This window comes from candidate division WOR-3 bacterium, from assembly GCA_013177935.1.
Classification (GTDB): Bacteria; Hydrothermota; Tepidihabitantia; order Tepidihabitantales; family Tepidihabitantaceae; genus Tepidihabitans.
Map to the genome: position 1 here is coordinate 121,849 of JABLXZ010000003.1, position 25,292 is coordinate 147,140.

The following is a 25,292-nucleotide window of genomic DNA, read 5'->3' on the forward strand; positions in this document are numbered from 1 at the left end:
CGGTAGAATAAAGAAGGGGGCAGATGCCCCCTTCGTATTTTATGGAGGAGATTCGGGGACATTTCGCTTCAGACCCATATCTTGACAAACTTATCGAGGAACTGCGCCGCCGGGGTCGGGTTACAGTTGCTACGCCACCGCCCTCAGTACAGGTGCTTTTAGCCGGTGTGGTGGCAGACCGGTTGCAACTGCCGGTGGTGCTCGTCGGTGCGGACGAGGCTGCGGCTAACACCGCATATCAGGATGCTCTGGCTCTTTATCCCGATACCGAGGCGGTGCTTTTTAACCCCGGTTCACTGGCATCGGTTGAGAAAATAAAAAGGATAAAAAAGCAGCCGGCGGTCATTGTTACTACAGCTGAGGAACTGGCAGCGCCGGCGCCCGAATGGTCAGTTGAAGGCGGGATGGTGAAACTGGAGTTGGGTGGTTTTGCACTTGACTTTCTGGTGCAATGGCTGGAGCAGGCGGGTTATGAGCGGGTTGACCTTGTGACCGAACCGGGCGAATATGCGGTGCGGGGTGGAATTGTTGATGTGTATGCGGAGAACCAGGAGTTACCGCTCCGGGTGGAGTTTGCCGACGATGCGATTGTCTCGCTGCGGGCGTTTGAACCGCTTTCTCAGCGGTCGCGCCAGACGCTAAAGCAGGCGGTGTTGTTTACCCGGCAACCACCCGGGTTCGGAATGAAACCGGCGGTTTCATTGTTACCGGAAGAGGTTGTGGCTATCGGGAGCGGTAACGAGGCGTTCGGGAAGTGGGAGATTGAGTTTGTTGAGAGCGGCGCAGGTGAGGAGCTCGGGTATCAGCCGGCACCAAACTATCTCGGTAATTTGAAGTTGCTGCAGGAGGAGATTGCGCAAACCGATGAGGAGTACTTTATCGTGGCGGTCTCCGAGCATCACCGGAGGCGTTTGACAACCCTGCTCGGCGATAAACCGAACTATCTGGTGGGCGGCTTGAGTTGCGGGTTTGTCAATACGAGGCGGGGCTGGGTGGTTCTAACCGAGCGGGAGATTTACGGCGCGCCCGTAGGTCGGCTGGTGCGGCGCCGATTTAAGGGGGTGCCGGTTGACAATCTTCTGACGCTGCGGCCCGGTGATTATGTGGTTCATATCGATTACGGCGTCGGAATTTTCACCGGCACAAAGCGTCTGGTACAGGGCGGAGTGGAGAAGGACTACCTGGTGATTGAGTACGAGGGCAAGGACCGGGTTTATGTACCGGTGGAGAATCTCGGACTGATCGACCGTTACATTGGCGCCGGTGATGAGGCACCGAAACTGGACCGGCTGGGCGGGCGTTCCTGGCTTTTAGCCAAGGCAAAGGCAGCACGGGCAAGCGCGGCGTACGCTGAGGAGTTGCTCGAGACTTATGCCCGGCGCGCGACTGCCCGCACCACGCCGCTCCTTGCTGATTCGCCCTGGCTGGCAGAACTGGAGGCGTCGTTTCCCTATGAAGAGACCCCGGACCAGTTGAAGGCGCTAGCTGAGGTCCGGGAAGACCTTGCCCGAACCAAACCGATGGACCGATTGGTGTGCGGTGATGTTGGTTTTGGCAAGACCGAAATCGCCTTGCGCGCGGCATTCCAGACCGTGGTCAACTTCAAACAGGTGGCGCTACTCGCACCAACCACGGTGCTCTGCTATCAACATTACCAGACCTTTCGGCGCCGGCTGGAGCGGTTTCCGGTCCGGGTTGAGATGCTGTCAAGATTTGTTGCGCCCGCGCAGCAGGCGGCAATCCGGCGTGGTTTGAAGGATGGGACGGTGGACATTGTCATCGGTACTCACCTTTTGCTCAATCCGAAAGTTGAGTTCCGCGACCTTGGGCTTTTGATTATCGATGAAGAGCAACGGTTCGGGGTGCGGCAGAAGGAGCGGTTGCGCCGGTTACGGTCCGATGTAAATGTCCTGGTACTTTCGGCAACACCAATTCCCCGCACCCTGTATATGGCGCTTGCCGGGATTCGGGACATTTCGGCGATTCATACACCGCCGCCGGGCCGTAAAGAGGTGTTGACCGAGGTGACAGAGTGGGACGATGGGCTGATAAGAAGTTATGTTTACCGCGAGTTGAACCGGGGCGGACAGGTGTTTTTTGTCCACAATGAGATTATGAGTCTGGGGGCGCTGGAAAAAAGGCTGCGCCAGATTTTGCCCGATGTCGAGATGGTGGTCGCCCATGGCCGGCTTTCCAGCCGCCAACTGGCAGAGATTTATCTTGACTTCGCCAGCGGCAAGTATCAGATGCTCCTTTCGACCGCAATCATTGAATCGGGATTGGACTTACCCAATGTCAATACCATTATTGTCAACCGTGCCGAGCGGTTTGGGCTTGCCGATTTGCACCAGTTGCGGGGTCGGGTGGGAAGGGCGGATATTCAGGCGTATGCGCTGTTTTTAGTCTCCCGGCGCGAACGGGTAACCGCGGACGCCCGCAAGCGGCTCTCGGCGCTTTTAGCCTACTCCCGCTTGGGTGCTGGTTACCGGCTGGCGCTGCGGGATATGGAGATTCGGGGGGTTGGCAACCTTTTAGGAACCGAGCAGCACGGTCACATTGCCCGGGTTGGCTTTAACCTTTACACCCGGTTACTCAAGGAGGCGATTGCGAAACTGCGGGGCGAGCACGAGCCGGTGGAGCCGAAACTGGACCTGGACCGCACGGTGTTTATACCGCCCGAGTACATCCCGGACCCATTGGGCAGGATTGCGATTTACAAAAGGCTGTTAGGGGTTGAGGCGGAGGAGGAACTGAATGAACTGAAGGCGGAGTTGATTGACCGGTTTGGTAGATATCCACCGGTAGTTGAGGAGCTGTTTACGATTGCCCGCATCCGGCTGTTGTGCCGGAAACGCGGTGTCCTTGAAGTGAAGTTGAAGGGCGAAAAGGCGACGGTCATCACTGCGGAGAGGACCGTTACCGTTGATGGTGGTGAACCGGGGTTACTTGAGTTCCTCAGTCAGCCCGCGGTCTAAACCGGTGATTTCGATGCGGCGGCGCTGGTCAAGAATGGAGAGTTTTACCCGGATGGTGGTTTGGGGTAGTAGTTTTTCGGCGCGTTCTGCCCACTCAATTAAACAGACGCCCTCACCGCTGAGATAGGAGTCAAAGCCGGTTTCAACAAGTTCATCGATTGAGCGGATACGATAGAGGTCGATATGGTACACCGGCATGCGGCCCTGATATTCGGTGATGATAACAAACGATGGACTCTTGACAGTCTCTTTCACGCCGAGGCCCCGGGCAAAACCTTTAATCATCGTTGTTTTGCCGGCGCCAAGGTCGCCGTAAAACGCCACCACCGCACCGGGTTTTAAAAACAGGGCAAGTCGTTCACCCAGAGCAATAGTGGCAGCGGTATCGGCGGTCTCATATACAACCGGTTTCATCTGATAATGTTATACCTTATTTTCCCGCACTGTCAAAGGTGGTAGGGGAAACATCCCCATAGTTTAGAGCCCGAAGTTAGGAAAGATTAACACCGAGAATGAAAATGCGCTATCTAACAGACGAGTTTAGAGATAGTTAGAGAATTCTGAGAAACACAACAGGGGTCAACTAAGGGTCCGTTACGGGGATGGTATCGGTACCGATGTCCGTTTCTATCCACCCGAGAGATTTATCAACTCTCGGGAGCCGGTTTATCGGGCTAACAGGTTCCTTTTTTCCTAAACCAGTTCGAGGCTCAGCGCCACCGCTTCACCGCCGCCGAGACAGATTGCCGCTAACCCCTTTTTCAGCCCCCGGTCTTTCAGGGCATAAATCAGGGTCACAAGGATGCGCGCGCCCGAGCAACCAATCGGATGACCCAGGGCGATGGCACCGCCATTGACATTGACCCGGGATTCATCCCAGCCCAGTTCTTTACCGTCAGCCAGAACCTGAGCGGCGAAGGCTTCGTTGACCTCAATCAGGTCAAAGTAGTTGATGTCAACACCCTGAACTTTGAGCAGGGTCTGAACCGCTTTAATCGGTGCGTAGAATAGCATCTTTGGTTCGACACTACCGGTGGCATAGGCGACAATGCGGGCGAGCGGCTTGATGCCCCGTTCTTTAATGAAGTCTTCGCGGGCGATGGCGAGTGCCGCGGCACCGTCGTTGATAGAGGAGGCGTTGCCTGCGGTTACCGTGCCGTCTTTGGTGAACACCGGTTTGAGGGCGGCAAGTTTTTCAAGGGTGGTGTCGGCGCGGGGACCTTCGTCGGTGTCAAAAACGATTGGTTCGCCTTTTTTCTGGGGGATTTGGACCGGGACAATCTCGGCTTTGAATTTGCCTTCTTTGATTGCCCGGACCGCATTCTGGTGGCTGCGAAAAGCCCAGCGGTCCTGTTCTTCGCGGCTGATGTTCGAATTACGGGCGGTGAAGTCACCGAGCGCACCCATATGGACATCACCGAAGTAGTCCCAGATGCCGTCGTAAATCATTCCGTCCTGAAGCTGGGCGTCGCCCATTTTCTGGCCGCCCCGCAATGTTTTCAGATAGTAGGGAACATTGGACATCGACTCCTGACCACCGGCAATCACCAGCCGGGCATCACCGGCTTTGATTTGCTGGCAGGCAAGGGCAACGGCAATCATTCCGGACCCGCACACCTTGTTGACGGTGAGGGCGGGCACTTCAACCGGCAAGCCCGATTTGACCGCAGCCTGACGCGCTGGTGCCTGGCCAATCCCGGCGGGACAGACATTGCCCATTATCACGCCGTCCACATCTTCGGGTTTGACGCCGGCACGTTCAACCGCACCTTTGATTGCGACCGCGCCCAGTTCCGGGGCGCGCAGCGCTGCCAGACCACCCAGAAATCTACCAACTGCGGTGCGGGCGGCACCGATGATAAAGGTGTCTTTTGCTTTACCAATTGTCATCTTTTACTCCTTTCCTTTTTGCCAGTTCGGTTTTCTTTTTTCGAGGAATGCTCTGGTGCCTTCGGCAGGTTCACCCGAAGCGAAACAGAGCCCAAACGCCTCAATCTCATAGGCGCAACCGGTGTTGAGGTCGGTGTCCAGACCATGGTTGATGCACTTCTTGGCAAGGCGCACGGCACTCGGACCTTTTTCCGCAATCTTTTTCGCCAGGGTTTCGACAAAGGGGATGAGTTCCTCGGGTTTGACCACTTTGTTGACCAGGCCGATCCGTAGCGCCTCCTGAGCGTCAAGGGCGTCACCAGTAAAGATTAACTCCTTGGCGCTGCCCGGTCCAACAAGGCGGGCAAGACGCTGGGTGCCACCAAATCCGGGCAAGAGTCCGAGGTTGACTTCCGGCTGACCGATTTTTGCCCCTTCGGCGATGATGCGGATGTCACAGGCGAGCGCCAGTTCGCAACCGCCACCCAGGGCAAAGCCGTTGATGGCGGCGACCACCACCTTTTCAAGACCGGCGATTTTGTTTAATGCCCGGTGGCCATTGCGGGCAAACTCGCGCGCCTGAAATGGCGTGAACTTTGACATCTCGGCGATGTCGGCACCGGCGATGAACGCCTTGCCTTCGCCGGTGAGGACGACAACCGTAATGTCTTCCCGATTTGCGAGATGGTCAAAAAGTTTTTCAATCTCAAGGATAAACTCAGTGTTCAGGGCGTTTACCGGTGGACGGTTGAACCGAACCCAGTAGACGCTTTCTTTTTCCTGACATAAGAGATACTTGAAATCCAATCTGCCTCCTTTTTTATTCCAATATACTCATCTCTGGTTTGTGGTCAAGAGACAATTGACCCCCATATTAGAGTGAATATAATCGGAATATGAAACGAGGACAGCCGGAGCGGCTGCTTTTACAGGAAATCAACCGGCAGGTGGCGGAGTTGTGCCGCAAGCGTGATGGGTTGCGGTTGATGGAGGTTTGCGGTACCCATACGATGGCAATTTCCAGTGCCGGAATCAGACGGGCGGTTGACCCGAGGCTGAAACTTGTTTCCGGTCCCGGATGTCCGGTGTGCGTAACTGCGGAGCAGGACATTGACCGGGCGATTAACTTTGCCCTTTTGCCCGATGTGGTGGTGGTTACTTTCGGCGATATGATGCGCGTACCCGGTACCAACGGCTCTTTAGCCGATGCCAGGTCAAGGGGTGCGGATGTGCGGGTTGTGTATTCACCGCTTGACGGGCTGCGAATGGCGGTGCAGGAGCCCAAAAAGGAGTTTGTGTTTTTAGGGGTTGGGTTTGAGACGACCGCGCCGACTGTGGCAGCAACGGTGCTCGAGGCGGCGAAGTTGAAAGTGAAGAACTTTTCGGTTCTGCCGCTGTTTAAGTTGATACCACCGGCGCTAAAGTTTATCGCTTCCTGTCCCGAGATTGGAGTTGATGGGTTGATTTTACCCGGTCATGTGTCAACGGTAATCGGGTCGCAGCCCTATCGGTTTTTAGTGGACCGTTATCGGATGCCCTGCTGTATCACCGGGTTTGAGCCGCGCGATATACTGGAGGGGATTTTCTCCCTCTTACAGCAGATTGTCAGAGGACCAGAACTGACAATTCAGTACCGGCGGAGTGTTCGTCCTGAAGGGAACCCTCAGGCGCAGGCGATGATGCAAACAGTTTTTAAGCCGGTTGCGGCGGATTGGCGGGGCATCGGTAAAATCGCCCTTTCCGGTCTGGGGTTTAAGAAGCGGTTTGCCCGGTTTGACGCCGGAGAGCGTTTTGGGGTGGTTGCGAGCAAAAAAAGAAAGAGAACCGGCTGTGCCTGTGGTGATGTTATGTTGGGGGTGAAGATACCGCCGGAGTGCCGGTTGTTTGCCCGGGTGTGTACTCCGGAAAGTCCGGTTGGTCCGTGTATGGTTTCTTCGGAGGGTGCCTGTGCGGCATACTACCGTTATGAAAGATAAGAAAATTTTGGCGGATAAAGGTTTGCCACCGGCGTTTAAGTTACCACCCGGTGCGGAGCGGATTGGACTCGGGCACGGTGCCGGAGGCAGGAAGATGCATCGGCTGATTGAAGAGATGTTTCTGCGCTATTTTGGCAATCCTGCGCTCAACCGGCTGGAGGACAGTGCGGTGGTGAAATTGCCCAAAGGCGAGTTGTGTTTTACCACCGACTCTTATGTTGTCAAGCCGCTGTTTTTCCCGGGTGGTGACATCGGAAAACTGGCGGTGTGCGGTACAGTAAATGACCTAACGGTGCTGGGCGCAAAGCCGCTCTATCTCGCAGTGAGTTTTGTCCTGCGCGAGGGGTTAGCACTGAACACGCTGGAGCGGGTTTGCCGGTCAATGGCGGCGACAGCAAAAAGTGCCGGGGTGATGGTGGTTACCGGTGACACCAAGGTGATTGAAGGCGCGAGTGCTGGTGAAGAGATGTTCATTACCACGAGCGGCATCGGGGTGCGGCACAAAGGGGTGCGGTTGGGTGGTGAGTTTGTGCAGAGTGGTGACCGTTTGGTTCTGAGTGGCGGTCTGGGCGAGCACGAGGCAGCGGTGGCGATTGCGCGCGGTGGTTATCACTTTCGTGCAAAACTGGTGAGCGACTGTGCGCCCCTGAACCGGATGATTCTTGCTGTGCTCAAGAGCGGGAGTGTTAAACTGATGCGCGACCCAACAAGGGGCGGTCTGGCAACAACTTTGAATGAGTTTGCCCAAGAGTGCAAATTTGGATTTCTAATTGTGGAGGAATTGGTGCCGGTAAAACGGGCGGTAAAAGGGGTGGCGGATTTGTTAGGTCTTGACCCGCTTTATATGGCAAATGAAGGCAAGGTGGTAATGGTGGTGGCAAAGGAGCAGGCGGATAAGGTGGTAAGAACGCTGCGCCGCTTTCCCTCAGGAAAAGGGGCAAGGGTGATTGGTGAGGTGGTGAAAGAGCCGCGCGGTGTCTGGGTAAAAACAAAGTTAGGCGCGTTGCGGCGGGTTTTGATGCTCGAGGGTGAGCAGTTACCAAGAATCTGCTGAGGTTTTTTTGCGGTCAAAGATATGAGTATGTCGGATGAAAATGCGGCGGTAAGCGAAGGTCCGGTTGATATCAATCGGGTACAGCGTTATATGGCGGTAGCAGCGGTTGAGGGCAACAGAATCCTGGGCAAAATTTATGAGCCGGTGGCAGAGAACCTTGCCCAGTTAAAAAAGGTTTTTGAAGAACACGGCGCGGTTGCTTACTTTGAGAAGATGGGTGATGGGCATATTGTAACCTATGGTTATGCCCCCCCGCGAAAACCGGTGCGGCTCTGGGTCAACATCCTTTTATTACTGGCAACGATTGGAACAACGCTTTTTGTCGGAACTTTGCACGCCGGTAAGGACCCGTTTCAGAATCCTTATAATCTATTGAGTGGCATACCGTTTTCCCTGGGGTTGATTTTAATCCTCGGGACGCACGAACTGGCGCACTATCTCACCGCGCGGCGCTTAGGGGTTGATGCCACACCGCCTTATTTTCTACCGGTGCCGCATCCGATGACCGGAACAATGGGCGCATTTATCAAGATTCGTTCGCCGGTGCCGAGCCGGAGTGCACTGGTACGGGTTGGGGTTGCTGGACCTCTTGCCGGATTTCTGGTGGCGATTCCGGTGTCAATCATCGGTATTGCGCTGTCAACGGTACGGGAAGTTCCTGCCGGTGCACCGCTTTTGCGGCTGGGCACACCGCTGATATTTGAGTTCATCTCCCGAATTTTTCACGGCACATTACCAGCCGGGACCGATGTTGTTCTGCACCCACTGGCGTTTGCTGGATGGCTTGGAATGTTCGTTACCGCGCTCAATCTTTTGCCGGTGGGACAACTGGATGGCGGCCATATCGCCTATGCGCTATTGGGTAAAAAATACCGGCTTTTCAGTTATTTTATCATCGGCGGTCTGTTGCTGATGGGATTTTTCTGGCTGGGCTGGCCCTTCTGGGCGTTTCTGGCAACGGCACTGGGTTTGAAGCATCCGCCACCGTTAGACGACATCACACCCCTGAACCGAACCGATATTGTGCTGGCGATTGCTGCCCTGGTGATAATGGTGCTTTCGTTTACGCCGGCACCATTCCCGGCCGCTGGGTTTTGACCATTATAATTCATTGACAATTGGGAATCTGGCAATATAATTAAATTGAAGTTACGGGCGTGGCGTTTTTCCACAGATTGCAAAAGGGTTACACTCCGGCAGTAAAGTTTGAAAACAAAGGAGGCAAAGGTGCAAAGTGTCTTTTTCCTTTCCCAAAAATTAAACCGTTTGGCGCTGATATTGTTTTTTGTTTTGATTGGCGCCGTATCAGGTCAAGTTGAGGTCTGGACCGCACGGTATGATGGCGGTATTGATGGCTGGGATGAAGGCAGGGCAATGGCACTGACTCCGGATGGCAATGTGGTGATGACCGGTTTTATCGCCAGTACCGATGGTTTCCGCGATATCGGAACGGTGAAGTTTTCGACCACAGATGGTGATACCATCTGGACCCGGCGCTGGCGGTTTGGAACCGGGTCAAGAGATGAGGCGGTGGCGATTGGCGTTGACAGTATGGGTAATGTGTTTGTTGCCGGCTGGACCAGGACCACAGGTTCGGACACCAACTGGGTGGTAATAAAGTACCTGACGGACGGAACCGAGGCGTGGTATGCAACCTACGATTCAATGGGTGGTCCGGATAAGGCGATGGCGCTGGTTCCGGACGAGATAGGCGGTGTTTATGTGACCGGGTATTCGTTCAACGGGACGAATCGGGACATTGTGACGATTCACTATTTATCGAGCGGCGTTATTGATTGGGTGGCGCGCTACAATGGAGGCGCAAACGGAAACGACCTGCCAACAAAAATTGCTCGCGACCCGCAGGGCGCAGTAATTGTAGCCGGATACACCTGGACTGGAACGCCTTCCCGGTTTGATTATCTGACGATAAAGTATGCGCCAACCGGTGAGACGCTCTGGACCAGAAGGTACGATGGCACCGCAACCGACAGTATTATTAAGAACGATTACGCTCAGGCATTAACGGTGGACGATTCAGGAAATGTTTATGTAAGCGGCCGAGCCGGTGAGAGTGGCACCTGGTACGATGCGACAACGATTAAGTATTCGCCTAATGGCGAGACAAGATGGGTAACTCGTTTTGACTGGGGCGAAAATGCCCTTGATGGTGCGGGTGAGATTCAGGTTGGTCCAGGCGGCACGGTTTATTGTGCCGGCTATACCGAAACGAATATCGGTTATTTTGATATGCTGCTTTTTAAACTCACCCCGACCGGTGAAGTTGACTGGCAGCGGATTTACAACTATGTGAGCGATGATGACAGTGTTACCGCGATGTGCCTTGACCGGTTTGGTAATGTGTACATAACAGGCTACTCTTATACGGTTGAAGGCGACCTGGACTGGGTTACTTTGAAGTACAATGTTGAAGGTGCTCAGGTCTGGATGGCACGGCACGCAACCTGGGATGAAGATGACCAGGCTTACGGGATTGTGGTCAATGCGCTGGGTGATGTTTTTGTTGGTGGTTACGACTATCTTGAAGGCAGCGAGGATTATGCTCTGGTAAAGTATTCGGCACCAGATGTCGGAGTGTCGCTCATCATTCAACCTCAGGACACATTTCGGCTTGATGCGACGGTAATTCCCCGAGTGCGGGTGAAGAATTACAGCGCGCTACCGTTCACTTTCCCGGTGCGAATTGAGATTGGTAATTTCTACTTTGATATTCAACAGGTGCCTTCGTTAGGTCCTTACGATTCGGCAGAGGTTAGTTTTTATCACTGGTTGGTACGCGACCTCGGCGAGCACACGGTGCGGTGTTATACGATGCTCAACGGCGATAAAGAGCCAGGAAACGATACCGCATTTGGTACTGTGACCGCGGTTTCTGCCTGGGAGCAACTGGCAAACCTGCCACCGGGTCCGCGTGGTAAAGGGGTGAAAGACGGTGGGGCGCTGGCATTTGCTCCAGACAGTTTAATTTTCGCCTTCAAGGGGAACAATACTACCGAGTTTTACGCATTTAACACCGCCCGTCAAATGTGGCAGGCGCGGGAAACGATACCGGCAATTGGACGGAGTGGTAGCAAGAAACGGGTGAAGAAAGGAGCATCCCTTGCCGCCGATACTACGGGAATGGTCTATGCGGTGAAAGGGAACAACACATTTGATTTCTGGCGCTACTCTATTGCCAGCAATCGCTGGGAACAAATCACCGATTTTCCTTCCGGTACTCGGGGAGTAAAGGATGGCGCCAGGCTGGTTTATGTGCCTGGACGGCATCTGATTTACGCTTTAAGGGGTGGAAATACGAGCGACTTTTACAGTTATAATATTGCCCGCGACTCCTGGGCGGCAAAAAGAAGTGTACCGCCGGGCGAAAGAAACAAGCGGATTAAGGATGGAACAGCTCTGACCACCGATGGTGATTCAACCATTTTCCTTTTGAAAGGCGGAACTTATGAGTTTTGGGTGTACCGGATAGACCGTGATACCTGGGTGCGTAAGACCGATATTCCAGATAGCCGGGTGAGTTCCAAAAGGCGCAAGATGAAAAAAGGTGGTTCGATGGCTTATGACCCGGAGTTTGGCAGGGTTTATGCGATGAAGGGTGGCAAGACTACTGAGTTCTGGTTCTATGATGTGCGCGGTGACTCCTGGTTCGAGACGGCTGATACTTTCCCCAGGGGGCAGGAGAACAAGGCACCTTATGCGGGCGGGGCTTTTGTCTATGGTGCGGGTAAAATCTATGCACTGAAGGGCAACAAGACCCTTGAATTCTGGCGCTACAATGCGAACTTCCCGCTCAACCCGCCTCTGGGTAATCTGTCCGGACCTCAGGCTGAGGTTTATCAACGACCAATTATCCAACTGGCGATTGTGCCCAATCCGGTGGTTAACAATGCAATTGTCCGGTACACATTACCAAATGCAGGTCGGGTACGGCTGGTAATTTACGATATTACGGGTCGGGAGCAAACTCGGCTGGTGAATGAGGAGCAAACTGCTGGGGAACAGCGGGTGCGGCTTAATCTGGCGTCACTCGTACCTGGGGTTTATTTTGCCCGGCTTGAGATTTCGAACGGTAGCAAGAAAATTGATGTCACCCAGAAAATTCTGGTGGCAAGATAGCGAATGGCAGGGGGAGGAAATGAAAAGCGTTTTTTTCGTAGTACTGGTGTTGCTTGTGCCGGTTTTCGTCCAGGCCGGCGTGGTTGATACGATGTGGCTGCGGACCTATTTTGGTTCGGATTCTGTCAGTCCGAGCTGGAATAAGGCAGCCGATATTGAAGCGGACCGGCAGGGAAATATCTATGTTTGCGGTGTCGGTGAGAAGGCGGTCCCCGGAAACAACGATATGCTTATTGCCAAGTACAACCAGTGGGGCGAAACGCTCTGGGTGCGTTCTTACGGCGGGGGAACCAGTGGTGCCGATGATGACATTGCGCAGGCGCTGGCGATTGATTCGGTGGGCAATGTTTTTGTAGTTGGAGCGACCGAATATGCCGCCCCAACTGATATTGACATTACCTGGCTGAAATACGACCCCAATGGCAATCTGCTCTGGGCACGGCGCAGTATGTTTCCGGATGACGATATCGCTTACGATGTTGTCATCGGCAAGCAGGGTGATGTTTATCTGTGTGGCACCACGACCAACACCCACTTTTTCCTTTCGACATTTTTTGTGGCGCGGATAAATCCAGCAACCGGTGATACAATCTGGACCCGAACCTACATCCTCGATACACTGGCGTTCAATATTCGGCGCGACCGGCACCCGGATTTTGTGATGATTGACTGGGACAATTGGGACAACTGCGCAACCGCGCTGGCGATATCGCCCGATTCCGGGCACATCATAGCAACCGGGTTTGGTTATAGCGACGCCCGGAGTTATCAAATCTGGACGATGAAGTTTCTGCCGAATGGCACACGAAGGTGGGCGCACGAGTACTGGCGGATTTCGGACTATGATGATGTTGGGTTTGATGTGGCGGTGGCAAACAACGGCTACATATTTGTCGCCGGGTTCGATGAAAATGATTACAACTACTACGATGCCCTGCTGCTGCGTTATGCACCGACCGGTGGTACGCCATTGACAAGACGAATCAACGACCCGATGGATGACGAAGACTACTTTTTTGCTGTGACGCTGGATGACTCCAATCCGCAAAATGTGTATGCAACCGGCGCCTATTATCAGAGTACGACGAGCCGGTTTGACATCATTACTTATAAAGCAAACATCGGTTTGACCGCACGCTGGGGAAATGCCGGGGCAATCTTTGCGACCAATCAGGACGATTACGGGTTTGATATCGCTTATAGCCAGGGACGGGTTTATGTTGCCGGGCAAAGGGGTAATGACCTGGTATTGCTTGCTTATGACGCTTCTAATACAATACCGCATGATACAATCTGGTGTTTTACCTATAATTCACCTTACAATCAGGAGGATTTCGGGGCTGCGGTTTGTGCGCTTGATTCGGATAATGTGTATATCGCTGGTCAGGTAGCGCGAACCAGCGTCGTTGGTGCACCGTGTGACTTAGTGACCGCGCGGCTGTTTTACCCATTTCCGGATTTGGCGGTAACGAGAATTGAGGCGCCAGCAGAAACCGTGGATTATCACGACACCATCACCCCGCAGGTCTGGTTTGTTAACACTGGCAATACCCTTGCCCGTTTTACGGCACGGTTGCGCATTGGCAGCAGTTACGACAATACCGTCAACCGGAATACACCTTTGAGTCCGGGAGACTCCTGTTTGCTCGATTTTGCTCCATGGATTGCAGAACCGTTAGGAGAAGTGGCAATTGCCTGTACCGTTGCTCTTGCGGGTGACCGTGAGCCGTTGAATAACATCCTGTCGGGGTCGGTTTTGGTAGCACAGCGTGATGTGGGATGTTTAAGGATTTTGGCACCGGTTGATACAGTGGATTCGGGTGCGGTGGTTCAGCCTCAGGCGTGGGTGCGGAACTTTGGAACGGTTAGCAGCAGTTTCTCGGTTCAGATGAAGATTGGCAGCTGGTATCAGGAGTTGGTTAGCGCAACTGTTGCACCGGGAGATAGCGCTTTAATCCAGTTCCCGAACTGGCGGGCGCAACGGGCTGGCAGCTGGGCGGTGCGCTGTTCAACGATAATGGCGCACGATGGTAATCCGATGAACAATTATCGCGACGGAATCGTTGTAGTTCGGCCCGGTGAAATTACCTGGCCTGCGGGATGGCAGGAGGTGGGTTCGGTACCGCTTACTCCGACGCCGAAACCGGTGCGCGAAGGTGGCTGGCTGGCGGTTGATGAAGACAACGGGTTGGTGTATGCCGCCAAGGGGTATAAGACGGGCGATTTTTACTGTTACAATCCGCTTGCCAACAGCTGGGCTACCTTGAATCCATGGCTTGAGGGACGGGAAGGAAAACTTGCCTATAAAGGCAGTGCCGGTTGTTTTGGCGATGGGTATGTGTATGCGGTCAAGGGTAACAATACGCAGGGGTTCTGGCGCTATGCGACCGGGACCGGAGAGTGGGAGCAACTTAGTGATGTACCGCTGGGCGCGAGCGGCAAGAAGGTCAAAGGCGGTGGTGATATGGTTTATGTTTCCGAAGATGGAATTGGCTATGTGTATCTGCTGAAAGGGTACAAACAGGACTTTATGCGTTACAATACTCTGAGCCGGAGCTGGGAAAATATGCCCGATGCGCCAGCCGGAGTCAACCCTAAATGGGACCGCGGTTCCTGGCTGGTTTACGATGGCATGCAAACGATTTACGCCCACAAGGCAAAGTATCACGAACTGTGGCAGTTTGACCTTAACACACATCAATGGGGTGCGAAATTGACCGGGATGCCTTTCCAGAGTGGTAGGACCGGAAAGAGTAAAAAGTCCAAGGACGGCGGCGCAGCCTGTTGGTTTGATGGTGCCATCTATGCCTTGAAAGGCAACAACACCTGTGAATTCTGGATGTATGACCCGGGGTCGCAGGTCTGGACTGAACTGGACCCGATGCCGGAGGTTGGCTCGACCGGCCGGAGAAAAAGGGTCAAGGGTGGTGGTGACATTGTGCCGATTATGGGCGCGCTCTGGGCGCTTAAAGGAAATAAGACTGTGGAGTTCTGGCGTTATGGCTTCGGAAGTGCGAGCCGTGGTTACGGACCGCCTTCCGGGGTAATGGGTGAAGAGGTATCTGCCAACAGGGCGGCAGGTTTGTTTCTTAATTCAGGGGCAGTCTCTTATACAATTTCCCGTTCCGGAGTGGTGCGGCTGACAATTTTTGACCAGGGAGGAAGAAGGCGTTGGGAGTTGTTGCCCGGTTATCAGCCAGCGGGTAGCCATCAGGTTAACATCGGTGAAATTGGTCTGGCAGCCGGGGTTTACTTTGTGCGGCTTGAAGTTGTTGGTTCCGGACCGGCGGAAGTTTTTACCGGAAAACTGCTTTTGATGGAATAGCAGGCAAACTTTTAGGACGGTGAAGCGTTACGGTGACTGGTATGTTATCAGCGCACAATTACGATGGGCTGAAGCGTTACCTTGGTGCGTAAAAAATAGACCCCGAGTGGAAGTTGACGCAGGTCATTGGGTCCGCGTCTGAGTCTGGCAACAGTTCTGCCCGATGGGTCAAGAAGCATACCCGCGGGTTCGGTGAGAGTTAGGGTGCGGGTAAGCATCGTCGCACAAGATGGATTTAACCGCTGGAGCGTGTGGTTGATTTCGGCGAGCGAAACCAGATGTCTTGGCTTTAAAAGCCCGTCGCCAATAAGGGTCATTCCGTAAAACCAGGAGATTTCCCCGGGCTCAAAACCATCCGCGGCTTGGGCAGCAAACCACTGGCGGAATGCTTCAGCAAGGGTTGTGCCGTTGCCCAGTGGGGCATAGAAATCCCCAAATTCGAGCATTGAGCCGGTTTTGGTTGAGCCAATTGCTCCTAAGCCGGAGGCGCTCTGGAACACATAGCGCCCACCGCAGTATCCCGGTTCGGTAAATCGGGCGTTAGAGCAGGCAAAAAGGTTGTAAAAACATATTTCTGGATTCAACCGAGGGATTGATTCAGCGTAGAACCAGTCCCAGCTTTGGCCGTGGTTGTATTTCATTGCATGCCCGCCGGGCCAGGAGTGGGCACAGAGTTGCAGCCATTGATAGGCAGCGGTGTCGATGCGCGGGCGGTAGTCACGAATTCGGGTCTGTTCCGAGTCGGCAATAAAAACCCGGCTCGGGTAGAGAAAGCCCACCTGTTCACTCCATTCATTTGCCCACTCTGTCCAGTCATCGTCAATATACACCAGAGCGCGGTCAACGACCCTGAGGTTGCCGGTGCGATAGGCATGGCAACGAGAGAGATAAGCGGCAATCAGTGGAACCGGGTTACCGATGGTTGAGGCGTAAATGCGGGAAACGCCGATTTCGGGCGCGATGTCGCCGTAATGGTTGTCGTAAATGGAGTCGCAACCAGGGATAAGAGAGTCAAATGTGTCGTAGCGCACCATATTGTCCTCCCAGACGCCGTTAAGGTCCATAAAGTAGAGGTCGCAGGGAAACTCTTCGTAGCCTTCGTCCGGGTCGCGGCGGCGATTACTGTTCCAGTCGTCAATCAGTTGAAACCAGGCGATGGGCAGGTTGCCGATAAGAATAGTGGAGGTTAATCTTTGCTCTTGATACTCCTGATAGAGAAATGAGCGCAGCGATTCACAGCTCGTACCCTGAATCTGATAGGTGGCGACAGTGTAACCTTCATTGTTCAAATCGGCGGTCAGGGTTTCGAGGTGGGCGTAAAGCGGGGCAACCAGTGTACTTTCGACAAGGATGTCAATACGCTCTTGAAAGGCACCCGGACGATAGTTCAACAACTGGCTGCGCCAGAGCGGCGTTGCGGGGAGGGTCGTGCGCCATTCATGGAATCCGGTGGGTTCGGAGCTGTCCGGGCTGGTATAGCGTAGAATCTGGACATCGGGCACAAGGGCGATTAACAAAGCGGCAAATATCAACATAAGATGATTGTAAGGGGAGGGAGGTGTTTGTCAAATAGCGATGTAAGGGATTGACATAAGAATGGTTTAGCATCAAAATAAAATGATGACGAAAGAGCAGGCAAAAAAGGAGATTGAACGATTACGACGGGAAATTGAAGAGCACAACTACCGCTACTATGTGCTTGCCCAGCCGGTGATATCGGACTACGAGTTTGACCAGTTGATGAAACGGCTGGAGGAACTGGAACGGCAATTTCCCGAGTTTATCACTCCGGAATCGCCAACGCAGCGGGTTGGTGGCGAACCTTTGAAGGAGTTTGCCGCGGTTACCCATGAGATTCCAATGTTATCGCTGGACAATACTTATAATTATCAGGAGTTGCGAGAGTTTGATAAACGGGTGCGGAAGGTCGTGCCGAAGCCGGTTTATCTCATCCAGCAGAAGGTTGATGGCGTGGCGGTTTCTCTGCGCTATGAGAATTACCGGTTTGTGCTGGGTGCAACCCGCGGTGATGGTTATCGGGGCGATGACATCACCCAGAATTTGAAGACAATCAATACGATTCCCCTGCGGTTACGGAAAGAAATAAAAGGGTTCGAGCGATTTGAGGTGCGGGGCGAGGTTTATCTTTCCAGGCAGGAGTTTGCCCGTTTGAACGAGGAGCGGGAGGATGAAGGGTTGCCGGTTTTTGCCAATCCGCGTAATGCCGCCGCCGGGACTTTGAAACTTCTTGACCCCAGAGAGGTAAAGAAACGGAAACTTGATTGCTTTATCCATACAATTCCGAAACCCCCCGGTCACTGTCAACGGGATTCGGAGACGATTGAGTTTTTGAAGGAACTTGGTTTCAAAATTACACCGCCTTCAATTTTGTTTGATGATATCGAAGGGGTCATTGAGTTTTGTGATAAGTGGCAGGCGGAAAAGGCGCAGTTACCCTATGATGTTGACGGGATGGTAATTAAACTTGACCGGTATGCAGACCGGGCAGAACTGGGAACGACCGAGAAGAGTCCGCGCTGGGCAGTGGCGTATAAATACCCGCCCGAAGAGAAGGAGACACGGGTCAAACGGATTATCCTGAATGTCGGACGCTTAGGCACGGTAACACCAGTTGCTGAGCTGGAGCCGGTTTTTTTGTCCGGGACAACCGTGACCCATGCAACACTACACAATATGGACGAAGTTGAGCGCCTTGATGTACGCGAGGGGGATACGGTTGTGGTACATAAGGCGGGAGAGATTATACCCCAGGTTTTGAGGGTGGTGAAGGAGAAGCGACCCGCCGGCACAAGGAAGTTTAAAATGGCAGAAAAGTGTCCGGTGTGCGGGACAAAACTCTTCAAGGAGGCGGATGAGGTTGCCTGGCGTTGTGTCAATGCTTCCTGTCCGGCGCAACTGGTGGCAAGGCTTTTGCATTTTGGCTCACGCGCGGCACTGGACATTGAAGGACTGGGCGAAAAACTTGCCACCCAGCTGGTTGAGACCAAACTGGTGAAGAACTTTGCCGACCTGTACGAGTTGAAACTGGAGCAGTTGACCGAACTGGAACGGATGGGAAAAAAGTCGGCAGAGAATCTGCTGCGGGCACTGGAAGCGTCCAAGAGCCGGCCATTTTACCGGGTGCTTTTTGGACTGGGTATCAGGCACATCGGCATCCATGCGGCGCGGCTTCTTGCCCAACATTTTGGCTCTATTGACCGGTTGATGAAGGCAAAGGATGAAGAAATTGCGCAAGTCCCTGGGATTGGTACGGCGGTGGCCGAGTCTCTGAAAAACTTTTTCGCGGACCGGGAAAACATTGAACTGATTAACCGTTTACGCAAGGCGGGTTTGAAGTTTGAGGAGGAGCAGGCAACAGGACCCAAGCCGCTCAAGGGAAAGAAGTTTGTGCTTACCGGCACTCTGGAAAGTTTCACCCGGGAGGAGGCGACTGAAAGGATATTGGCGCTGGGCGGTTCGGTTTCGTCTTCAGTTTCCCGGAACACCGATTATGTGGTAGTTGGAAAGGAGCCCGGTTCGAAACTGGAGCGGGCGCGGACGCTTGGTGTAAAGACGCTCGATGAGGCGGAGTTTTTGAAACTGCTTAAAGTCGAGCAGAAAAAAGAACACTGAGATTTGGATAAACCGACGAAGTTAGCTGGTACTACTGCCGGGTTAACAACGCCAATTCAGTACCTTAAAGGTATTGGGCCAAAGCGGGCAGAGCAGTTTGCCCGTATCGGAGTAAAAACAGTAGGTGATTTGCTCTTTCTTGTGCCCCGCCGCTATCTTGACCGGTCACAAATTTTACCGATAAGCCGGTTGCGAGTTGGCGATGAGGCAACGGTAATCGGCCGGATTTTAGGAGCGACAGCACGCCGGACACGGCAAGGTAAAGACCTGGTGCAGATTCTGGTGCGGGATGGTTCTGATGTAATTGAGGCTCTCTGGTTTAATCGTCCGGACTTAAAAGAGAGGTTCAAAGCCGGTCAGCAAATTCTTATTTCAGGACGGGTAAGTGCGTTTCGCCACCTTCAGTTCGTCAATCCCAGTTTTGAGTTACTTGAAGGTAAGACCGACTTTTCGTACTCCAGTACCATCATTCCGGTTTACCCCTTGACCGAAGGGTTGTCCATCTGGGTAATTCGACGGGCAGTGGCAACGGCGTTAGAGAAGTATGGGCAATTTCTCGAGGAAACTCTGTCGCCGGAGATTCGGGAACATTACCGGTTTCCGGATATTCGTACCGCGGTCAAAGCGGTGCATTTCCCGCGCAGTCTGGCGGTTGCCGAAAAAGCCCGGGAACGGCTGATTTATGATGAACTGTTTTTCTTTCAGTTACTTTTGGCACTGCGGCGCCTGAAAAGTAAGGGTGTGCGGAAACCCCAGCCTTTAGTTGACCGGGAGCGGTTGACAAAAAGGTTTATTGCCCAGCTCGGTTTTTCCCTTACTCGAGCGCAAAAGAAGGTAATTGAAGAGATTAAAGCCGATATGGCTCAGGAACGGTGTATGAATCGGCTTCTGCAGGGTGATGTTGGTTCGGGTAAGACGGTGGTAGCACTGTATGCGATGCTGATTGCCTGTGATAACGGTTTTCAGACGGCACTGATGGCACCAACCGAGATTCTCGCAGAACAGCATTACGGCAATTGGGCAGAAAGGTTAAGAAAACTCGGGGTTCGGGTCGGACTACTTACCGGATCGATCAAACCGGCGGAGCGTAAAGAGGTGCTGAGCGGTCTGGAGACCGGTGCGGTTGATATGGTTTTTGGAACGCATGCGCTGATTGAGGAGGGTGTGAAATTCTGCCGTCTGGGTCTGGTGGTGGTGGATGAGCAGCACCGGTTCGGTGTGATGCAGCGGGCGGCACTTTTGAACAAGGGTGTTAATCCCGATTTTCTGGTAATGACCGCAACCCCGATTCCAAGGACTTTGACCCTGACGATTTATGGTGACCTTGATGTTTCGATAATTGATGAGAAACCACCGGGCCGGATACCGGTGGTAACAAAACTATTTACGGAGCAGGAACGAGAGCGGGTTTATGCGGGAATCAGGCGCCGACTGGAGCAGGGTGAGCAGATATTTGTTGTTTGTCCATTGATTGAGGAGAGCGAAAAACTGGAGGTGGCATCGGCGGTCGCAACATTTGAGCGGACCAGAGCCGCTTTTCCCGAATACCGGGTTGGACTGGTACACGGGCGTATTAAATCGGAGGAACGCCAGGCGATTATGGAAAGTTTTCGGCGCCACGAACTGGACATTTTAGTTGCCACGCCGGTGATTGAAGTTGGGGTTGATATTCCTAATGCGACGGTGATGGTCATTGAGCATCCAGAACGGTTTGGTCTGGCACAATTGCACCAGTTGCGCGGCCGAATCGGACGCGGGGAGCGCCGTTCGTTTTGCATTCTGATGGTAGGTGATGAAGAACTGGCGGAGTCGAGCGAGCGGCTGCGCTACTTTGTGGCGACAACCGATGGGTTTAAACTGGCAGAAAAGGATTTAGAGTTGCGGGGACCGGGAGAGGTGTTGGGTACAAGACAGCACGGTTTACCCGATTTGCGGGTGGCAGATATTTTTCGGGACCGGGAGATTTTGCTGCGGGCAAGGAGAGATGCGTTTCGGCTGGTAGAGCTTGACCCACAGTTGCGTGCGCCCCAGAATGAGATTGTGCGCCGGACGCTCCTTGCTCGGTATAAAGGACGAACTGAGTTATTGAGGGTTGGATAAGGAGGTGTTATGAAAAGGCAGCGGTTGAATGGTTGGGTTGTTATCTTAATCGGAATTTTGAGTTGCACCAGTCGGGTGCCACGGTCTCTGGGTCCGTTGCGCGAGATAACGGTTATAACCGATTACTGGCCCGTCGTAGAAAAAAAGGTAGAGGAGATACTCGCTCAGGAGATTCCTACCCCCCAGCCTGAACCTGAGTTCCAGTTGCGGGTTGGTGGTTTTGACCGCTTTGCCGCCCTTTCCCGCTTGCGGCTGGTTTTTCTTATTGGTACAACACAAGACACTGTTTTGCGCCGGATAATGGGGAAAAAACTGGACTCTTTACCGGACGGTAATTTTGGGCTTTTTAAATTTCCCAATGCGTGGGTTGACAATCAATGGGTGTTGGTCTTTGTTGCTTCAGATACCGCGCAACTTATTTCTGGTTTAAACCTGTACGCGGCGCGGATTCGTCAAACGGTAACGGAGATGGTTCTTGACCAGATGGCACGGGCGACCTATTTGCGGGGAGCGGAAAAGGAGCTAACGAAGAGACTGGGCGAGCAGTTCTTCTGGACAATTGATGTGCCGCGGGGCTGGCAGTTGCAGGCGAAAGACAGTGCTGAGCGGTTTGTTTACATATTCAACCATTACCCCGACCGATCGATATTTGTTCACTGGAGCGATAGCACGGTAGTGCTCAATCCGGATTCGGTGTTGAATTTAAGAGACCGGTTAACGGGCCGTTTCTATGAGGGTGATTCGGCTGACCGCAAACTCGTACTGGTAGATACAATTCAATTCCTCGGTGTACCGGCGCTCAGGTTACGCGGTGTCTGGCAGAATCGTAAAGCGATTATCGGCGGTCCGTTTGTGTCTTATGCCTTTAACTATCAGAGTCGGTTTTTTATGGTCGATGGCATAGTTTTTAATCCCGGAGAAAAAAAGCTTTCCAATTTATTTCAAGTTGAGGCGATTATCCGGACATTTTTGCCTACCGGGATGCTAAAGGGGTAACTGATAAACCCGATAGGTGCGGTATGGTTTTCCGCCCCAGACAACAATCGGTCGGATGATGGCGATGTTGTCTTCGAGAATCCAGGAGACTTCACCTTCGGTGTAGCCCAGTTTTTGGGCGCCAATGAACGACTCGTAATAGAGCAGGGCGTCAAAGCCCAGGTTGTGGAACTTACGCTTGACACCCAGCGCCCAGAGTCGTGCCCGGGTGATGCGGTTGCGAAAGCGGAGAAATTTTAGCCAGCCGAATGGAAAGAGCCTGCCGTTGATGTATTTGAGCACCTGATTGTAATCGGGCAGGGCGATACACATTCCGGCGGCTTCACCCTGATAGAACACCATCGGACAGATTTCCGGTTTGATAATTGAAACTAACTGGCGAGCAAGGTCGTCAATCTCTTCATCGGTCATCGGTGCAAAGTCCCAGTTTTGTGACCAGGCATCGTTATAGACCTCTTTGATGTACTTCAGGTCGGTTTTTAAATTCCGTAAGTCAACCGGTCGTACAACTAATCCGGGTTTATGCTTTAAGGCTTCGATTACCCGGCGGACCTTTTCCGGGACCGGTTGGTTGAGCGGCACTGAATAGGCGTAAAGGTCTTTGACTTTGGTTAATCCGCACTGTTCAAAGAGACGGGAGTAAAACGGTGGATTGTAACTCATTTTGATATAGGGCATTCCATCAAACGGTTCGATTAAGAGTCCGGCTTCATCATTCAGACTGGGGTTGGCAGGACCGTAAAGGAACTTCATACCTTTGGCACGGGCGAACTGGGCTGCGGCATTAAACAGGGCACGGCAGGTTTCCGGGTCGTTTTCGCATTCAAAGAAGCCGAAGAAGCCGATGGCAGACTGGTGGTATTGATTATAGTTATGGTCCACCGTGGCACAGATTCTTCCGACCACCTTGCCGTTCCGTTCCGCAAGCAACAGTTCCCTTTCCGCATGGTTCCAGAACGGGTTTTTACCCGGTGTCAGGATTTTTTTGCAATCGCTAATCAAGGGTGGTACCCAATAAGGGTCGTTTTTGTACAGGTCAAAAGGCAGGGAGACGAATTGGTCAAGTTCAGCATTGGTTTTTACCGGGCGGATGTTTATCGTGCTCAAGGTATCAAGCCGCTCTTTTTCCCAACCTTTTCAAAAATCTCCAGTGCCTGGTCAATGTCTTCGTCGGTGTGGGTTGCCATATAACTGGTGCGGATAAGGGAACGGTTGGGTGGAACGGCAGGTGGCAGAACCGGGTTAGCAAAAATCCCGGCATCGAACAGGGTGCGCCAGAAGTTAAGGGTTTTCATATCGTCTCCGATATGAATGGGTACGATCGGGGTTGCGGTTGTGCCGAGGTTATAACCCATCGCCCGTAAACCTTCAATTGCCCGATGGGCATTGCGCCAGAGCTGTTTTCGTCGTTCAGGCTCGGACTTGATAATTTTCAGGGCAGCAAGCACGGTTGCGGCGGCAGTGGGTGGTATTGCCGCCGAGAAGATTAAGGGGCGTGCCTGGTGGCGGATAAAGGTAATTACTTTGTGTGCCCCAACCACATAACCACCAATGGTGGCAAACGATTTGGAGAATGTTCCCATAATCAGGTCAACTTCATCCTCGACCCCAAAGTATTCGGCAGTGCCCCGGCCAGTTTCACCGAGAACTCCAACGGCATGGGCATCATCAACCATCAGTCGGCAATGGTACTTTTTCACCAGAGGTACAATTTTATCCAGCGGTGCAATGTCCCCTTCCATTGAAAAGATGCCGTCAACGATTACCAGTTTGCCCGCATCCTTTGGACAACTCTTCACCACCAGTTCCAGCGATTCCGGGTCATTGTGGGCAAATCTTTTGACTGAGCCGTAAGACATTTGACAGCCGTCAACGATTGAAGCGTGGTCAAGTTTGTCGGTGATGGCGATGTCACCGCGGCGCACCAGCGCTGAAACAACACCGAGGTTGGTCTGGTAACCGGTTGAAAAAACGATACAGTCCTCTTTTTTGTAAAAGTCTGCCAGTTCCGCTTCCAGTTGTACATGGAGGTCGAGGGTGCCATTTAAGAAGCGGGAGCCGGTGCAACCGGTGCCGTATTTTTTTATGGCTTCAATTGCCGCTTCTTTAACCCTGGGGTCGGTAGTAAGGCCAAGATAGTTGTTGGAACCGAGCATTATCAACTCTTTGCCATCGATTACTACCCGGCGGTCAGGTTCTGAGTTCAGAGGAATAAAGTAGGGGTAATAACCCGCTCGTTTTGCACGGTCAACGATGGGGTAATATTCCTGACATTTTGCAAATAAGTCCATTGGGTTTGATTGTAGATGAGCAGATGTTAAAGTCAAGTAAGCACCACACTTGCCTTATTGGCAAAAGATGGATATATTGGATAACAGGAAGATGAATTGTTTTCTTCTGACACTGCTTCTACCCCTTCTTTCAGGGCGGACTAACCCATCAGAATTTCAGGTTATTCGGATTATCTGGACTTCGGACCTGCATTGCCAGATTTTGCCAACGCCCGATTTCGCTTCGGCTGGTTTACCAAGAAGGCAACTGGGCGGCTGGAACGCGTTGGTCAGGTTAATCAAGGATGAGACGCGGCCCGGAACCTTGCTGTTGGACAATGGCGATTTTGGATTCGGTTCACCCGAAGGCGACAGTTCGCTTGGTAGGTTGACAATCTGGATGATGAACCGATTGGATTACGATGGCGCGGTATTAGGGGCGCGGGATTTTACGGGCGGGATGAACAATCTCGAAATTCTTGCCCGTTATGCGGCTTTTCCAATTCTCGGCGACCCGATGCTGGACGTTTTACTTGCGCGCAGCACCCCGCTTTTTCGTCCCTACCTGATAAAAGAGGTTAATGGTGTAAAGGTTGGTATAATCGGCATTACCGACCCGGAAATTACAGTTTACAACCGCAAAGCCGATATCAACGGTTTGGTGATTGATGAACCGCGTAAGCAGGTTGAACGGTATCTGCCCGCAGTTAAGGCGGAGTCGGTGGAACTGGTAATTGTCCTGGGGCATATCAGTACGACCATCGCCCGCCAGATTGTCGAATCAATTCCGGGAATTGACTTGATTATTTGCCGTGGCGAAACGGATAAGGTTGAAAGTCAGATACCGAATAACAGCCGGGGCGTGGTGGTTGTAAGTGGAGTTTACGGGCAAAGGATTGGCGTGGTTGACATACTGTTTCACAAAGCCGAGCGCCGGGTTTATGCAATAGAGGCACA

At 52.9% G+C, this 25,292-nt stretch carries 15 protein-coding genes; 9 read left to right on the forward strand and 6 right to left on the reverse strand.

All coding sequences use genetic code 11. The features are described 5' to 3' along the window. The first annotated feature begins 23 nt into the window (after positions 1 to 23). Positions 24 to 2,975 carry a transcription-repair coupling factor gene (mfd, locus tag HPY86_06135; protein NPV14492.1) on the forward strand — a complete coding sequence of 984 codons (2,952 nt, stop codon included), beginning with the start codon at positions 24 to 26 and terminating at the stop codon, positions 2,973 to 2,975. Here the strand turns inward: mfd and tsaE are convergent. The 3 genes from tsaE to HPY86_06150 form a co-directional block, all read right to left on the reverse strand. Further along, positions 2,943 to 3,389 (reverse strand): tRNA (adenosine(37)-N6)-threonylcarbamoyltransferase complex ATPase subunit type 1 TsaE, encoded by a 447-nt coding sequence (tsaE, locus tag HPY86_06140; GenBank protein ID NPV14493.1) that lies wholly within the window; start codon positions 3,387 to 3,389, stop codon positions 2,943 to 2,945. The two genes, mfd and tsaE, sit on opposite strands and share 33 nt — an antisense overlap. Before the next feature lie 279 nt (positions 3,390 to 3,668). Further along, a complete protein-coding gene (locus HPY86_06145) occupies positions 3,669 to 4,865 on the reverse strand; it encodes an acetyl-CoA C-acetyltransferase (protein NPV14494.1) in 1,197 nt (398 codons plus the stop codon). Positions 4,866 to 4,868: 3 nt separating this feature from the next. Next, a complete protein-coding gene (locus HPY86_06150) occupies positions 4,869 to 5,651 on the reverse strand; it encodes a crotonase (GenBank protein NPV14495.1) in 783 nt (260 codons plus the stop codon). 89 nt (positions 5,652 to 5,740) lie between these two features. On the opposite strand from HPY86_06150, the gene hypD reads away from it, so the two are divergent. The 5 genes from hypD to HPY86_06175 all read left to right on the forward strand — a co-directional run bounded on the left by hypD (position 5,741) and on the right by HPY86_06175 (position 15,336). Then, positions 5,741 to 6,820, forward strand: coding sequence for a hydrogenase formation protein HypD (gene hypD / locus HPY86_06155; protein ID NPV14496.1), 1,080 nt, complete (start codon positions 5,741 to 5,743; stop codon positions 6,818 to 6,820). Continuing rightward, the gene (gene hypE, locus HPY86_06160) at positions 6,810 to 7,874 is read left to right on the forward strand and encodes a hydrogenase expression/formation protein HypE (GenBank protein ID NPV14497.1); all 1,065 of its coding nucleotides are present in this window, start codon (positions 6,810 to 6,812) and stop codon (positions 7,872 to 7,874) included. Before hypD ends, hypE begins: the two co-directional genes overlap by 11 nt. A 21-nt stretch (positions 7,875 to 7,895) precedes the next feature. Continuing rightward, positions 7,896 to 8,972 (forward strand): site-2 protease family protein, encoded by a 1,077-nt coding sequence (locus HPY86_06165; GenBank protein ID NPV14498.1) that lies wholly within the window; start codon positions 7,896 to 7,898, stop codon positions 8,970 to 8,972. A gap of 129 nt (positions 8,973 to 9,101) precedes the next feature. After that, positions 9,102 to 12,011: a T9SS type A sorting domain-containing protein gene (locus HPY86_06170; protein ID NPV14499.1), complete on the forward strand. Its 2,910-nt coding sequence runs from the start codon at positions 9,102 to 9,104 to the stop codon at positions 12,009 to 12,011. Between the two features lie 19 nt (positions 12,012 to 12,030). After that, entirely contained in the window at positions 12,031 to 15,336 is a 3,306-nt protein-coding gene (locus HPY86_06175) for a hypothetical protein (GenBank protein NPV14500.1), read from the forward strand. Between the two features lie 47 nt (positions 15,337 to 15,383). Here HPY86_06175 and HPY86_06180 read toward each other — a convergent pair whose 3' ends face one another. Beyond that, positions 15,384 to 16,871, reverse strand: coding sequence for a hypothetical protein (locus HPY86_06180; GenBank protein ID NPV14501.1), 1,488 nt, complete (start codon positions 16,869 to 16,871; stop codon positions 15,384 to 15,386). A gap of 85 nt (positions 16,872 to 16,956) precedes the next feature. Here HPY86_06180 and ligA point away from each other — a divergent pair, with 85 nt between their 5' ends. Genes ligA through HPY86_06195 form a run of 3 tightly spaced genes read left to right on the forward strand, consistent with a single transcriptional unit; the run spans position 16,957 to position 22,065 of the window. Then, a complete protein-coding gene (gene ligA, locus HPY86_06185; GenBank protein ID NPV14502.1) occupies positions 16,957 to 18,969 on the forward strand; it encodes an NAD-dependent DNA ligase LigA in 2,013 nt (670 codons plus the stop codon). Between the two features lie 3 nt (positions 18,970 to 18,972). Then, positions 18,973 to 21,069: an ATP-dependent DNA helicase RecG gene (gene recG / locus HPY86_06190; protein ID NPV14503.1), complete on the forward strand. Its 2,097-nt coding sequence runs from the start codon at positions 18,973 to 18,975 to the stop codon at positions 21,067 to 21,069. 9 nt (positions 21,070 to 21,078) lie between these two features. Beyond that, positions 21,079 to 22,065 (forward strand): DUF4837 family protein, encoded by a 987-nt coding sequence (locus HPY86_06195; protein ID NPV14504.1) that lies wholly within the window; start codon positions 21,079 to 21,081, stop codon positions 22,063 to 22,065. Here the strand turns inward: HPY86_06195 and HPY86_06200 are convergent. Together HPY86_06200 and HPY86_06205 are read right to left on the reverse strand one after the other, a co-directional pair. Further along, positions 22,054 to 23,172 carry an N-acetyltransferase gene (locus tag HPY86_06200; GenBank protein ID NPV14505.1) on the reverse strand — a complete coding sequence of 373 codons (1,119 nt, stop codon included), beginning with the start codon at positions 23,170 to 23,172 and terminating at the stop codon, positions 22,054 to 22,056. The two genes, HPY86_06195 and HPY86_06200, sit on opposite strands and share 12 nt — an antisense overlap. Then, positions 23,169 to 24,356 (reverse strand): pyridoxal phosphate-dependent aminotransferase family protein, encoded by a 1,188-nt coding sequence (locus HPY86_06205; protein NPV14506.1) that lies wholly within the window; start codon positions 24,354 to 24,356, stop codon positions 23,169 to 23,171. The genes HPY86_06200 and HPY86_06205 overlap by 4 nt, the downstream gene beginning before the upstream one ends. Between the last annotated feature and the right edge of the window lie 936 nt (positions 24,357 to 25,292).

What these genes read in the sequence shown, in the direction of transcription:
- HPY86_06145 (NPV14494.1), bottom strand. Translation starts at nt 4,865, where the DNA reads ATGACAATTGGTAAAGCAAAAGACACCTTTATCATCGGTGCCGCCCGC.
- HPY86_06175 (NPV14500.1), top strand. Translation starts at nt 12,031, where the DNA reads ATGAAAAGCGTTTTTTTCGTAGTACTGGTGTTGCTTGTGCCGGTTTTC.
- HPY86_06165 (NPV14498.1), top strand. Translation starts at nt 7,896, where the DNA reads ATGAGTATGTCGGATGAAAATGCGGCGGTAAGCGAAGGTCCGGTTGAT.
- HPY86_06195 (NPV14504.1), top strand. Translation starts at nt 21,079, where the DNA reads ATGAAAAGGCAGCGGTTGAATGGTTGGGTTGTTATCTTAATCGGAATT.
- HPY86_06180 (NPV14501.1), bottom strand. Translation starts at nt 16,871, where the DNA reads ATGTTGATATTTGCCGCTTTGTTAATCGCCCTTGTGCCCGATGTCCAG.
- tsaE (NPV14493.1), bottom strand. Translation starts at nt 3,389, where the DNA reads ATGAAACCGGTTGTATATGAGACCGCCGATACCGCTGCCACTATTGCT.
- mfd (NPV14492.1), top strand. Translation starts at nt 24, where the DNA reads ATGCCCCCTTCGTATTTTATGGAGGAGATTCGGGGACATTTCGCTTCA.
- HPY86_06205 (NPV14506.1), bottom strand. Translation starts at nt 24,356, where the DNA reads ATGGACTTATTTGCAAAATGTCAGGAATATTACCCCATCGTTGACCGT.
- hypE (NPV14497.1), top strand. Translation starts at nt 6,810, where the DNA reads ATGAAAGATAAGAAAATTTTGGCGGATAAAGGTTTGCCACCGGCGTTT.
- hypD (NPV14496.1), top strand. Translation starts at nt 5,741, where the DNA reads ATGAAACGAGGACAGCCGGAGCGGCTGCTTTTACAGGAAATCAACCGG.
- ligA (NPV14502.1), top strand. Translation starts at nt 16,957, where the DNA reads ATGACGAAAGAGCAGGCAAAAAAGGAGATTGAACGATTACGACGGGAA.